The sequence below is a fragment of the Corynebacterium segmentosum genome (assembly GCF_900637825.1).
GTDB lineage: Bacteria > Actinomycetota > Actinomycetes > Mycobacteriales > Mycobacteriaceae > Corynebacterium > Corynebacterium accolens.
Map to the genome: position 1 here is coordinate 101,076 of NZ_LR134408.1, position 13,095 is coordinate 114,170.

Sequence of the window (13,095 nt, forward strand, 5' to 3'; positions counted from 1 at the left end):
ACAGTGGCAACCATGAAAGATCTTTATCAATTGGTCAATGGACCTTGGGTAGAAAATCACGTTGTCCCAGATGATCGCGGTGTGGATGGCACCTTCCACGCCCTGCGCGATGAAGCAGAAGAACTGGTTCATGACATCGTTAAAGATAACGATGGCCGCCCCGGCAAGCTGTATGCATCCTTCATGGATACAGAGGGCGTTAATAACGCCGGCATGGCCCCGCTGGATGCGGACCTTGACCGCTTGAGCGCTGCCGACCCCACGGAATTGGCGCACCGCTTGGGCGAGCTCGAGCGCGAGGGCGTGGGGGCGCCGGCGACGTTCTGGGTGGAAAAGGACTCCGGCTCGGAAGAAGCCGTTGCCTATATCGTGCAATCCGGCTTGGGCCTGCCGGATGAGGCCTACTACCGCGAAGAAGCGCACGCTGAAACGCTGGCCGCCTATGAGAAGCACGTCGCGGAGATGCTGGGCTTTATCGAGCCCACCCGCCTGTTTGGCCTCGGCACCGAGGTTGCAGCCGAGCGCATCGTGGGCCTGGAAAAAGAGCTGGCGGCGGGCCATTGGGACGTGGTTTCTACCCGCGATGCGGTAAAGACCAATAACCCGTGCGAGTTTTCTGAGCTGCCTTCCATCACCCAAGCCTTGCTCGCCGGCGGGAAGCTGCCGGAGCACCGCGTGGTGAATATGATGCCGTCCTACCTAGAGCACCTGGAAAAGCTCTTTACCGCTGACCGCATGGCCGATTGGCAGCTGTGGGCCACCTGGCACATCCTGCGCTCCCGCGCCGCCCTCTTGCCGGAGGAAGTGGGCGCTAAGAACTTCGAGTTCTACGGCACCCGCCTTTCTGGTGCCACCCAGCAGCGCGACCGCTGGAAGCGCGCGGTGGGCTTGGCCGAGAGCCTGGTAGGAGAGGAAATTGGCAAGGAGTTCGTGGACGCGCACTTCCCAGAATCCTCTAAGCGCGAGATGGATGAGCTGGTGGACTACCTTATCGCCGCCTACCGCGAGCGCATTTCCCAGCTGGAGTGGATGACCCCGCAGACCCGCGAGCGCGCCCTAGAAAAGCTCTCCCAGTTCAAGGCCAAGATTGGTTTCCCCGATACCTGGCGCGACTACTCCGGGCTGGAAATTTCTGACCAGGGCGCAGATCTGATTGCCAATGCCCGCGCCGGGTCCGCCTTTTCCCACGACTATGAACTGACAAAGATTGGCAAGCCCGCCAACCGCGATGAGTGGGTCACCACCCCGCAGACCGTCAATGCCTTCTATAACCCGGTGGTCAATGACATTACCTTCCCAGCCGCCATCCTGCGCCCGCCGTTCTATAACCCGGATGCGGATGCCGCTGAGAACTTCGGCGCTATTGGTTCTGTCATTGGGCACGAAATTGGCCATGGTTTCGATGACCAGGGCTCGCAATTCGACGGCCAGGGCAACCTGAACTCCTGGTGGTCCGATGAGGATCGCGCGGATTTCGAGGCGCTTACGGCAAAGCTGGTGGAGCAATTCGATGGCCAGGTGCCTACGGTGCTAAAGGATGCTGGCACCGAATCTTCCGGCGTCAACGGCAAGTTCACCTTGGGCGAAAACATTGGTGACCTGGGCGGACTGGGCATTTCCGTGGTGGCCTACAAGAATTACTGCGCCGATAAGGGCATTGACCTACTGGGCCAAGAAGAGGAATTTGAGGTCGACGGTGCCGAGCCGGAATTGGCCGAGCATACCTACAACGGCCTGCAGCGCTTCTTCTTGTCTTGGGCCCGCGTCTGGCGCACGGCCATCCGCCCGGAGATGGCGACCCAGTACCTGGCCATTGACCCGCACTCGCCCGCGGAGTTTCGTTGCAACCTCATCGCCGCGAATATCGCCGAGTTCTACGAGGCCTTCGACGTAGACAAAGACTCCGCGATGTACTTGGCCCCTGAGGACCGCGTCACCATCTGGTAAATCGGTTCTCCCCCGAGCCCACCTTGTGCGCATCATGTGCACGCGTAGGCTCGGGGATATGACTGATGCACACGATAAAGATCCGCACCGGCCGCTAGATCCCGGCCAAGAATGGCGCATCGGCGGGCAAGACCGCCAGATGAGCGAGGAAGAACAGCTAGAGCAGCTGGTTTCTTATATCGACGCCCATTATGAGACGCCGGATTTCCGCCCGCCCTGGGCCGGCGGTGGCTCGCCGGAGGCGGATCAGTATTGCGCACTGCTGCCAGACCGCATCACCCACGCCGCCATGATGGTTCTGGGCACCGGCGTTAATCACGCGCTGCCCGGCACGGCGTTTACGGACGGCATTACCGTAGACTCCGCCGAGGTCGGCGCCATTTTCCGCCCCTCTGAGCCCACTGGCCGGTGGGCAGTATCGCTGCACTCCGGCGGCTGGTGGCGCGGCGATGGGAAGGCGCTGGAAATGCAGTGGCGCCCCGAGGTTGCCGCCGCCGCGCAGCTTTCCGGCACCACGATCATTGACGTGGATTATCCGCTCGCGCCGGAGCATACGGTCAAAGACATGGTCGCGGCGGTCAACCGCGCCATTGATTACGCCCGCGAGCAGGGTGCCTCCCACGTCACCACGTGGGGATATTCTTCCGGCGGTGCATTGGCAGCGCTCGCGCCTGCCGATGCCCTCTTGCTCACCTTCCCCGATTTCGGCGCCCTGGCCAACCTGCCGGAGGACTACCGCGTGGGCTATGAGCTGCCTAAACAATTCCCTGAGACCTTCGTGCAGACCGCGACCGAGGATGAGATAGCCGATCGCGTCCACATCCCGCAGGCGCACGAGCGCGATTACGTTTCCACCCACCGCGTGTCCACCCCGGCCGTGGCGCGCCAACGGGTACAGGACGCCGCCGAATTTTTGCGCGGTGAGCTGGCGCAATAGGTTAGGGCTCCATTATTTCAGCGATAATCGGGAACTTATGCCAATAAGGCTGCGACTAGTGAGCCATGAAGACTACAACTCATGGTGCGCTATCGCGCCTGCATAAGTTTGCCGGCGTGATCGTCGCGCCGTTCCTCATTGTTGCCGCGCTCAGTGGCTTTTTCTACGCGCTCGCGCCCACCCTTGAGCAGTGGGTGTACCACGATGAAATCACCGCCACCGCGCAGGGCAGCCCGCGCAGCTTGGATGAGCAGATCGCCGCGGCGCAGCGCCAACACCCCGGCGCCGCGGTGGCCGCGGTGGAGGCATCTGAAGATCCGGAAGAGACCACCCGCGTGCTGTTCACGGATCCAGATGCCAAGAGTCCTAGCTACACCCACGCCGTATTCGTCGATCCAGTAGACCTGCGCATCACCGGCGAAGAACAACAATACGGCGGTTCGCGGGCCCTGCCGCTGCGCACGTGGCTATCCAACGGCCACCGCACCCTGTGGTTGGGCGAGCCCGGCCGCATCTATGCGGAGCTCGCCGCGTCCTGGCTCGGTGCGCTGACCATCGCCGGTGTCTACCTCTGGCTCAAGCGCAGGAAGAAAACCCAGAAGAAAAACAATAAGGCGCTGCGGATACACGCCCGCTTGGGCAGCTGGTTGCTGCCCGGTTTCCTATTCCTCACCATCACCGGCTTGACCTGGTCGATGGTCGCCGGCAGCAATATTGGCAAGGTGCGCGAGGAGCTCAACTGGAAGGAACCGTCCGTGGCAACCTCTGTGGCAGAAGCCGGTGCCGGTGCCGGTGCTGGCGCCAACGGCCACGAGGGTCACGAAGGCCACGAGGGTCATGCTGGACATAGCGGCGGTGAGGTCACGGACAACGACGTGCTCGAGGGTGCGCAGACGGCCTTGTCCACCGCCCGCAGTGAGGGGCTTACCGGGGTGCTGCGGATGACCCCGCCGGAGCAGGCCGGCGATGCCTGGACGGTGCGCGAGGGGCGCGCGGCATACAAGCTGCGTAGCGATGCCGTAGCGGTTACCGCAGATGGCCGCGTGATTGACCGCATCAATTCGGCGGATTGGCCGCTGGCCGCCCAGCTGACCTCCTGGCTTATCCAATTGCACATGGGCACCCTCTTCGGCATCTACAGCCAGGTGGCCTTGGCCGCGCTGGCGCTGGGCCTTCTCGTCATCAGCATTGCCGGGTTGTGGATGTGGTGGAATAAGCCGCGCCGCCGCCTCCCCGAGCTAAAAATAACCCCCGCCGTGGTGGCAGGGGTTGTGATCTACTCGATCATTGCGCCGCTTTTTGGAGCATCGCTGCTACTCTTCTTCGCCGGCGATTGGCTGGTACACCGGCTGCGGCCCCAGTCCCGATCCCGGTCCCGGTCCGGCTCTCAGTCCGGAACGGGCCGCAGCAACGAGGACAGTGGGCCTACTGCTCGTCCTCGGGGCGAATCTTCATCTCGGATTCCTTCCACAGTCCAGAACGGGTAACGTCCTCGTAATCGATCTCCGCGTCGGCCGGGGTATTGCCCTGCGAATCGGTACGCAATTCGTACTTTTCAATGGCACCCCAGTCGCGCGCCCAATCGTTATTGAGGTAGCTCGGGATTTCGTAGGAGTAATTCACCGCTTCCGCGGTGGACATGGCGCCACCACCGGCGAATGATTGGAACTCCGTGAGCGAGGTCTGCGCCGAGGCATCCGGCAGGATGCGATACTCCGGAATCTCGGTCACGCCGGCGTAGTGGTCAAAGGTGCGCTGGCAGGGGAACTGCAGCGCCACCGCCCAGTCCAGCAAGGCCGGGGTTTCCTTGGGGAATTGGTTATTGATGGTGTCCAACTCCGGCACGCGCGGTGGGGTAAAGGCAATCCAGTCATCCTCATCGGTGGAGTCATCCTTGGCCACGAGGCGAACCACGTTGGCATCGTCAGGCAGCTTATTCATCGGGATGCGCAGGTTGCGCCACTTGGGGGTCGCACCGGCGGCGGACATCTCCTCTTCGCCCTTATTGCTGACGTTGCCATCCTCATCGATGGTGCCGTATTCCAAGGTGAGCTCCATTCCGTCTTGTTCCACACCGTTGACGTCATGGTGGTAGATATTGCCGGCCGCAGAAACCGCGAGCACCGGGGTCTTCTCGGTTGCCTCCGGCAGGTTATACCACTGGGTGGTTACCTGCGAGGTGGCCTCTTGGTCCTCTGAGTACGAGCCCAAGACCGGCACGGTGGTGTAGTCCAAGTTGAAGGGCAAATGCATGGTGGAGCCATTGACGCCTTCGGTGCCGCGGACGCCGCCCTCAGAGGTATTAGTGGTCTCTCGGGCGTGCTCATCCTTTTTGCGCTTGGTCTCCTGCGAATCAGAGGAACCCGAAGAATCGGAGTCATCGGCGCCCAATTCGGTTTCCGAGCCCGTGGTCGCGTTGTCCTGAGAGGCAGAATCGGAGTCTCCCGAGCTGCCGCCGATGGCACCGACGGAAGCCGAATTCTGGTCCTCTGGCTCGATCGACTCAGGGATATTATTCGGGCCGAAGCCAGCATGGGTCTCGTCCTCATTGATGAGAGACTCGCCCAAGCTACCGCTGACTGGAGTGAGGAAGGAGTCATTGGTATTGGTCTCCACCAGGGTCTCGTTGGCCAGCGAGCAGGTATCGCCGCGCAGGGACGCGAGGTTGCCCTTGCCCACGGAGTAGGAATCCGCCTGGGCGATGGTGGACTTGGCAAAAGAGGCCATGGAAAAAGCCACCACAATGGCGCAGGCTAGCGCGATGGGCGCGGACATGATGCCGGCCGAGCGCGATACCTTGGCCGCGGCGTCGTCCTTGAACTGTTCCACCGTGCCGTCTTCTTGCGCCTGCAGCTTGCGGTGATCGTGGCGCAGGGATTGCACCACGCCAACCGCGAGGACGACTAAAGAGATGGCCAGCAGGATCTTATTGGCCTCAACACCCTTGAACTGCACCGTGCGGTCCCACCACGGGATGCCGAAGGAGGAGACATACCACCACGCGTTCCAGCCCGCGAACGTTAGCGCGAGCAAGAAGATGACCGCCGCGATGCTGAAGGTGCGGGCGCGCGGCGAATGCAGCGCGAAACGGGAGAGGACAACGGCGGCGAGCGCGGCGATGACACCGGCTACTCCGGCATAGATGCCAAAGTGGTGCGTCCACTTGGTTGGGGTGAACATGAGGAAGAACATGGACAGCGCCACGATGATGAGCAGGCGCTGGGTAGGGCCAACGGCGATGCCGCTGATTCGGCGATCCTTAATGACCGCCGCCGCAATAAGTGCCAGGCAAAACAGCATGGTAAAGACGGCGAAACGGCGGGTCAGCGAGCCGTCCACGGATTCTTGGAAGAGCGTGGAGTAGCGGGCGTATTCCGAATACCACGGCAGCGACGGGCCGACCTCAGAGCGGACGCGGGTGGATTCCATGACATTGGCCAAGGTTTGATCGCCGAATGCTGCGACCATGATGGCGGTGCCAGACGCCAAGAATGGTGCGATAAGGGAAAGCCAGCCGGTGGCGCCGCCGCCCATGGCGGGAACGCGCTCGCTCATGGCGCGGAAAAGGTGCGGCACGCTCACGAGGAAGACGCCGACTGCAAATAGGCCGGTTGGCCCAGCGGCCAGCGTCAGGGTAGCGGCGATGGTACCCACCGCGGCGGGCAAGAGGCGGCGCGTGGCGATGGATCGCTCAAACGACGCCCAGGTCAGCATGACGCCGAAGGCCACGATCGGCTCCGGGCGAATGCCATTGTTATACGGCAGCCAGAAGGCCAGGAACATCAGCGCGGCCGTCCAGTGGCTAACGCGGCGCTTGTCGATGACCTCCCCAAACCGCGGCAGCATTTCGCGCGAGAGGATAAACCAGGTGATAAGCCCGGCAATTAAGCCCGGCAGGCGCACGAACACGGACGCGGTGGAGATTTGGGACAGCAGCGCGACGAGGTCGTAATACGGCGCACCGAAAGGCGCCTCGGGCACGCCGTACCAGCGGTAATAGTTGGCCATGTAGGTGGCGTTATCGAAGACGCGGCTCATGGAGAAGATGAAGCCATCGTCTGAAGTATTGGCGCCAAAGATGTACCAGAATCCCAAGATGGCGGCGACCACGCCATCAAGCGGGCGCACCTTCTTCCACGATTCCGGCATGAACTTCAAGCGGCGGCCATCAAGCCGGTCGATGCGCCAGAGGCAGTAGAGGGACACAATGACCATGGCGCCGCCCAGCCACATGGCGATGGTCTTAACCGGCGAAGGCGAAGAGGTAAACCGCGAGTTGATATCGACGTGGACATTGAGGCCATCATCAACCAAACGCTGCACGTCGGCCTTATCGTCCAATTCGGTATAGACGCCGGTTACCTGTGGGCGCAGATCGTCGTCGGTGGTCTTTTTATGCTTGCCCACGCTGACGGTGGTGCCGTCGCCGGTGGCGGAGATCTTGAGCTTGGCGGCATCGTCAAGCTGCGCTACCTCCTTGGCGTTGAGGGTAAGCAGCACCTCATCGAGCGAGACGACGGATAAGCCGTCATCGTTGGCGCGGACGAAGAGCCCGCGGTTCGAGGCCTTCTTTGACTCCGGCGGCACGGTGCCATAGACCATGTTCTGGCCATCGCGCAGCTCATTGACCGCGGACATGGGGATGGTGGCCTCTAGCGACTCGGGAGCCACGGAGATAAGCGGTGCGTTGATGGATTGCACCGAATCATGCTGCGGCCAATCATAAGACGACTGGGTCTGATCCACCGGCAGCAGCGGGGTGGCTATAAAACACAAGAAGCCAATCAATCCGGCAATGATCGCCGTCCACCGCAACCCCTTAGGGGCGGTGGAAAAGCTCAAGCCGGAAGATCTCGCTTTATTCGAATTCACAGTTAGGCTATCTGACACGGCGATTAGTGTACGTCAGATAAGCCGTACTTCTTGGGTGCACGCCCGATAACACGGGCGAAGTGTGGGTGAACTTACTGGGTTCGTACCGCTGTTACGAAAGGACCGGTTTGTTTGAGCTCCCAGCCCTTGTCAAAAACCTCGGCGTTGAAAAAGACCGCGCGGAAGCGAATATTGGGCTGGTTGGGATAAATATCCTCGGCCAAGTGCAGCTTGTAACCATCGTCCTTATTGTCCAGATCGCCGCGGAAAATCATGACATCTGGCCCGCGCCATGGGGTGGAATCCAGCGACTCCTTGAATTCCTCGGGGCTTTGCTCCCAGGAGTCATTCGCCCAGGTTTCAATCTGGTCATTGCGCGTCGTAAACTCGCCCAGCGGATTGGCATAGTGGCTGGTAAAGGCGTTAAAGCCCCAGTACGGGTAGTAGGCCATGAACGTCTTTTCATCCGTGAGGACCACGGTTTCATTGGCCGTATAGCCCTGGTCCTGGATGAAGTTGTGGATATCGAGGTAATGGTGGGAGGAATCGCTGGTAAAGCGGTCCCCACGCTCACCGTAGCCATCGGTATCGCGGTAGGCGTAGTCGATGGCATCCTCATTTTCCTCCGGGATCTGCTGGGCATAGAACACACCCGCCAGCGTCAAAATGACGCCGAAGACGGCGGTCAGGCGCTTATTAGCCGCGCTGGAGAAGCTGGCGGGATACAGGCGGTGAATACCGACGGTGCGCACCTCCCCTAGGGCGAGGATGCCGGCGGTGGCAAAGAGCAGCACCACGATGACCTCGAGGCGGAAGCTCAGCAGCGTGGTGCCGGCCAGGGTCACCACCATGGATAAGATGATCCACCCGTAGATGCCGATGAGGGCAAGGCCGAGCGCGCGCATCTCCGCGTTCTGCAGGCGCATGACGATGTAGACCAGGCCGATCAAGCAGAGGAATCCGACGATGCTCAAGGACAAGAAGGGCACCGGAAGCTGTGTGCCTTCTTCCGGCAGGTAGTGCTGCGCGGTGGTTTGCAGCGGGGCAGAGGAGTGCAGCACGCTCCAGAGATAGGGGGCCCATGCAATCAGCGCGATGGCGATAGAGATAACCGCGATGATGATAAGCCGGATAATGGGGCGCCACGTGCGCTCATAGAATGCGGTAAATACCGCAATGAGGCTCACGACGGTAAGCGCGGCCGCGCCAGTAAATAGCGTGTAGAACGTGGCGGAAATACCCAGGTACAGCGCCACCGCAAGGATGGATAAGCGCGATCCCTGGAAAGCCCTAGTGCTCAAGACCGCAATGGCGGGGATGCCCATGGCGATAACGGCAGAGTATGGCTCTTCCGCCGCAATGGTGAGCGTGACGGCGGTGGTGGTCAGCGCGATAGCGGTTCCCACGGGCAGGGACTTAGTGAGGTGCTGCCAGATGGGAACGAGGATGCAGCCTGCTACCGCGATGGAAATCAGCGACCAGGGCTGGTAGACCTCCCAGCCTGGGACTCCGAGCAACGAGCCGAGGCGCCCGCCCAGCCAGAACCAGCCCAGCGGGTAGAAGGTGGGCATGTCCAGGTAGTTCATGTCCGCGTAGCCCATTTGATCCACCGAGCGGGTAAGGAACTGGGTGCGGAATGCTTGGTCTACCTGCACGCCATCGAGCCACAAGCGCGAAGCAGAAAGCGGCAGGCCGATAGACGCGAGGGTGAGAAGGGCCGGCGATAGGTAGGTCACCGCGTACGTCACCCACGTGCGCCACCGCGGCCTGGAGAAAGTCTCCTTGTAGTGGTCATAAATCCACCACGCGCTAAATCCACCGGCTAGAACCAAGGTGATGACGACGCCGACGGTAGATAGCGCGCGGGTGACCATGGAGGTATTAAAGGACGGCAGGGATACCGCCTTGAAGGCATACCAACCAAGGAGGGTGACGATGCCGCCACCGAGGGCGGCGAAAAGGATACCCAGCAGGGTAGAGCGGTGGGGGAGTGCATCTGCGTGATACGCGGTGGTGCGATTCTTCTCGCTCGCTGGAGCTTTTTGGGAAGGCGTAGCTGGGCTTGTCATGCCCTTTAGTTTCGCATACCTTAATCCCACTTCTGGGATAAGGCGCGGTGTGAGCTGGCTTATTAACTAGCAAAGTGCGCAGGGCCGCGGGCCTTTTAGGGGCCCTGCGTACCCTGCGCGCTGCGAGGCACGCCGGAACCGCGGTTAGAACGGCAGCTTGCGGAAGATAGGCTGCGGGATGAACTTGAATGCCAACGAGACGTACTTGAACAGCGGGTGGACGTAGATGGATTGCTTGCCATCCAGTACCGCCTGCACGGTGGCCTTGGCCACGTCAGAGACGTTGACGGTCAGCGGGGCATCGCCGGCCTCGGCCGACATCTTGGTGCGAACCTGGCCCGGCCGAACGACGAGCACGTTGGCACCGGTACCGCGCAGTGCTTCATCCAAGTTGATGTAAAAACCATCCACGCCGGCCTTGGAGGCGCCGTAGACAAAGTTGGAGCGGCGCACGCGCATGCCGGCCACCGAGGACATCGCCACGATGGTGCCGTGGCCCTGCTGCTTGAACTTTTCGGCCAACAGCACGCCGACGGAGACGGGCGCGGTGTAGTTGGTCTGGGCGGAAGCTACGGCCTTGTCGTGGTTTTGCCACAGCTCTTCTTGGTCACCTAGGGTGCCAAAGGCCACGATGGCGATATCGACATCGCCGCGCTCCCAGGCCTTATCGATGACCGCCGGGTGCGAGTCAAAGTCGGTGGCATCAAAGTCCACGACCTCGACATCCGCGCCGCGGGCCTCCAGGTCAGCCTGCGCCTTTTCGATGCGCGGGGACTGGGCGCGGGCAGCCAGGGTGACCTTGGCAGGTCCGCGCTCAAGGAACTCAGCGACGACGCCGAGGCCAATTTCAGAGGTACCGCCCAAAAGCAGGATGTGCTGGGCTTGGCCTACTGCATTAAGCATGGTTTAAAAAAATCTCCTTCATGAGGGTGGTGATGAGTCCAGTGATTAGTGCAGCTCGAGGCGGCGGGACATATCGGAGGCAAAGACCCCGGTGGGGTCGATGTCATTGCGGGTCTTGAGCCAGCCTTCTAGGCCCGGGTACATCTGGTGGAAGTTCTCGGCGGAGGTGCGCGATTCCTTTGCCAAGTACAGGCGGCCGCCAAACTCCATGACGCGGCGATCCAGGTCATCGAGAAGCTCGCCCAAGCCCGGGCGGATGGGGAAGTCCACGCAGACGTTCCAGCCAGGCATCGGGTAGCTCAGCGGCGCGCGGTTTCCTTCGCCGAAGAGCTTGAATACGTTCAGCGCGGAGTAGTGGCCGGAGCGCTGGATATCGCGAATGATCTCCTTGAACGGCTCCACGGCCTCCGTGGGAACGACGAACTGGTACTGCAAAAAGCCCTTGGAACCGTAGCCGCGGTTCCACTCGCCAATGAGATCGAGCGGCTGGTAGAACTGCGTCAAGTTCTTTACCTGGTTCTTCGCCGGCGCGCCCATGGTGTAGTAGGCCAAGCCCACAGCAGAGAGGCTGAGCTTATTCAGCGTCCAGGACGGGAAGATATCCGGCACGGTCATCAGCTGCGGCGCGTTGAATTTCAGCGGATCCTTCGCCAGCTTGGGGGCCAATTCCTCGAGCTGCGCCAAGGTGGCAAGGGAGCCGCGGGAAATGGTGGAGCGGCCCAACTTCGGCTCTGGGGAGATGACATCGAACCAGGCGGAGGAGTAGGTGTAATTGTGCTCCGAACCATCCGAGTGGAAGGCAATGGTTTCTTCCAGGTTATCGGTGCGATCCGTATCCGCGATGAAGTAGGCGGTCTCCGTCTTGGTCATGCGGATGGTAGCGCGCAGGATGATGCCGGTAAGGCCCATGCCGCCGATGGTGGCCCAGAAGAGCTCACCACTGGGGTCATCCTCGCTGCCTTCTGGGGTGAGGTGGAGTACGCGGCCATCAGCAACCAGCAGCTCGATGGAAACTACGTGGTTACCAAAGGAACCAGCGGAGTGGTGGTTCTTGCCGTGGATATCGGGGCCGATGGCGCCGCCGATGGTGACCTGGCGGGTGCCCGGCAGGACCGGAACCCACAGGCCATAGGGCAGCGCGGCCTTCATGAGCTGGTCAAGGGTGACGCCACCATCGACATCAACAAGCGCGGACTCCGGGTCAATGGAGTGGATCTTGTTCAGCTTTTGCATGTCGATGACCAGGCCGCCGCCATTTTGGGCGGGGTCACCATAGGAGCGTCCCATGCCGCGCGCGATGACGCCGCGGCGCAGGTGGGCGGGCTTGTCCGAGTTATCGTCCGCAACCTGTGCCACTGCATTCTTGATGACGTCCACGTCTTCCGTGGACAGCACATGGGCGGTCGTGGGGGCGGTGCGGCCCCAGCCGTGCAGGGACTTTTCGGTGGTATGTAGTTCCATCTCTTACTCTTTGCTCGACGGATTGTATCGATGTACCAGCCTACCTAGCTCATAGTGCGGTGGCTGGAGTGACGTTCGTGATATTTAAAACATCGTGGGGCACACAGGCGGCCCCGAATGGTGTGTTTCAGAGATCCATGATCTCGCGGATTTCTTCCGGCAGGCCTGCTTGGGACTCAATGGTGGGCCCTTCGTAGGCGCCTAAAATCTCGTACACACGGCGCCGCGAAGTGGAATCCAAAATCGGCATTTCCTCTGCCATCAGGCGCGTCATAAAGGGGCTGAGCGGCAGATTGGTGTGCTCTGTTGCCTCAAAATGCCCGTTGCGCTTATCGTCCTCGGCACGCTCATCCTGAGCGGCTTGTTGGGCGGGCGTCATATGCTCTGTCTTTTCCGAGTACATGCGCAATAGCTTACCGCCGCTTAGAGTGGTCGCTATGACAAACAACCACGAAGCAGCAGAAAAATCCCGCGATAATTACGCCCTCGATGACACCTTGGCAGGCCGAATCACCCAAGCGGCCGCACAGGGCATCGTCACCTCCTACCCGGATTGGATCAAATCCACAAAGGGCCTTATCACCGCCTATGTTTTGTCCACGATTGGGTTTGGCGCCTTGGTGGCCTATACCAACGCCCAGGCCGAAGAGGACGGCGATGAACCGCGCTCCCCGCAGGAATTTGCGGATAAGGGCCTAAAGCTCTGGGCCATTTTGGCCGCGGTGCTCATCTTGGTGGGCCTTGCTTTGTGGGCCGATGTAGCCGTATCCCGCAAGGTGGTGTCTTTCCTGCGCAAGCGCGGCGTTAAGCGCCCGTGGACGCTGTTGGGAGCAATCGGCGCGGCGGCGACGTTTATCATCAGCGATCTCGAAGCGCGCGATATAGAAAAACTGGCTTCTTAAAATT

General features: G+C 61.0%; 9 protein-coding genes. 4 read left to right on the forward strand and 5 right to left on the reverse strand.

What is annotated here, in order from left to right; all coding sequences use genetic code 11:
- Window positions 1-12 precede the first annotated feature (12 nt).
- From EL217_RS00525 to EL217_RS00535, 3 genes are all read left to right on the forward strand, one after another.
- Window positions 13-1,947: a M13 family metallopeptidase gene (locus EL217_RS00525; protein WP_126317983.1), complete on the forward strand. Its 1,935-nt coding sequence runs from the start codon at window positions 13-15 to the stop codon at window positions 1,945-1,947.
- 58 nt (window positions 1,948-2,005) lie between these two features.
- The gene (locus EL217_RS00530; protein ID WP_126317985.1) at window positions 2,006-2,884 is read left to right on the forward strand and encodes an alpha/beta hydrolase; all 879 of its coding nucleotides are present in this window, start codon (window positions 2,006-2,008) and stop codon (window positions 2,882-2,884) included.
- A gap of 65 nt (window positions 2,885-2,949) precedes the next feature.
- A complete protein-coding gene (locus EL217_RS00535) occupies window positions 2,950-4,371 on the forward strand; it encodes a PepSY-associated TM helix domain-containing protein (protein ID WP_126317987.1) in 1,422 nt (473 codons plus the stop codon).
- On the opposite strand, the gene EL217_RS00540 is transcribed toward EL217_RS00535, so the two are convergent.
- The 5 genes from EL217_RS00540 to EL217_RS00560 all read right to left on the reverse strand — a co-directional run bounded on the left by EL217_RS00540 (window position 4,310) and on the right by EL217_RS00560 (window position 12,592).
- Window positions 4,310-7,774 (reverse strand): arabinosyltransferase domain-containing protein, encoded by a 3,465-nt coding sequence (locus EL217_RS00540; protein ID WP_232018331.1) that lies wholly within the window; start codon window positions 7,772-7,774, stop codon window positions 4,310-4,312. The two genes, EL217_RS00535 and EL217_RS00540, sit on opposite strands and share 62 nt — an antisense overlap.
- Window positions 7,775-7,848: 74 nt before the next feature.
- Window positions 7,849-9,825 (reverse strand): galactan 5-O-arabinofuranosyltransferase, encoded by a 1,977-nt coding sequence (locus EL217_RS00545; protein ID WP_126317989.1) that lies wholly within the window; start codon window positions 9,823-9,825, stop codon window positions 7,849-7,851.
- A 144-nt stretch (window positions 9,826-9,969) separates the two neighbouring features.
- Window positions 9,970-10,728: a decaprenylphospho-beta-D-erythro-pentofuranosid-2-ulose 2-reductase gene (locus EL217_RS00550; protein WP_005280641.1), complete on the reverse strand. Its 759-nt coding sequence runs from the start codon at window positions 10,726-10,728 to the stop codon at window positions 9,970-9,972.
- A gap of 45 nt (window positions 10,729-10,773) precedes the next feature.
- Entirely contained in the window at window positions 10,774-12,189 is a 1,416-nt protein-coding gene (locus EL217_RS00555) for an FAD-binding oxidoreductase (RefSeq protein WP_126317991.1), read from the reverse strand.
- A 127-nt stretch (window positions 12,190-12,316) separates the two neighbouring features.
- On the reverse strand, window positions 12,317-12,592 hold the full coding sequence (locus EL217_RS00560) for a hypothetical protein (RefSeq protein ID WP_005280647.1): 276 nt from the start codon (window positions 12,590-12,592) through the stop codon (window positions 12,317-12,319).
- A 34-nt stretch (window positions 12,593-12,626) separates the two neighbouring features.
- Between EL217_RS00560 and EL217_RS00565 the strand changes: the two genes are divergently transcribed.
- On the forward strand, window positions 12,627-13,091 hold the full coding sequence (locus EL217_RS00565; RefSeq protein WP_005280650.1) for a hypothetical protein: 465 nt from the start codon (window positions 12,627-12,629) through the stop codon (window positions 13,089-13,091).
- The last annotated feature ends 4 nt before the right edge of the window (window positions 13,092-13,095 follow it).

Bases quoted from the DNA above. Each gene is read 5' to 3' on its own strand.
- EL217_RS00530 (WP_126317985.1), top strand. From the start codon at position 2,006: ATGACTGATGCACACGATAAAGATCCGCACCGGCCGCTAGATCCCGGC.
- EL217_RS00545 (WP_126317989.1), bottom strand. From the start codon at position 9,825: ATGACAAGCCCAGCTACGCCTTCCCAAAAAGCTCCAGCGAGCGAGAAG.
- EL217_RS00535 (WP_126317987.1), top strand. From the start codon at position 2,950: ATGAAGACTACAACTCATGGTGCGCTATCGCGCCTGCATAAGTTTGCC.
- EL217_RS00565 (WP_005280650.1), top strand. From the start codon at position 12,627: ATGACAAACAACCACGAAGCAGCAGAAAAATCCCGCGATAATTACGCC.
- EL217_RS00560 (WP_005280647.1), bottom strand. From the start codon at position 12,592: ATGTACTCGGAAAAGACAGAGCATATGACGCCCGCCCAACAAGCCGCT.
- EL217_RS00555 (WP_126317991.1), bottom strand. From the start codon at position 12,189: ATGGAACTACATACCACCGAAAAGTCCCTGCACGGCTGGGGCCGCACC.
- EL217_RS00525 (WP_126317983.1), top strand. From the start codon at position 13: ATGAAAGATCTTTATCAATTGGTCAATGGACCTTGGGTAGAAAATCAC.
- EL217_RS00550 (WP_005280641.1), bottom strand. From the start codon at position 10,728: ATGCTTAATGCAGTAGGCCAAGCCCAGCACATCCTGCTTTTGGGCGGT.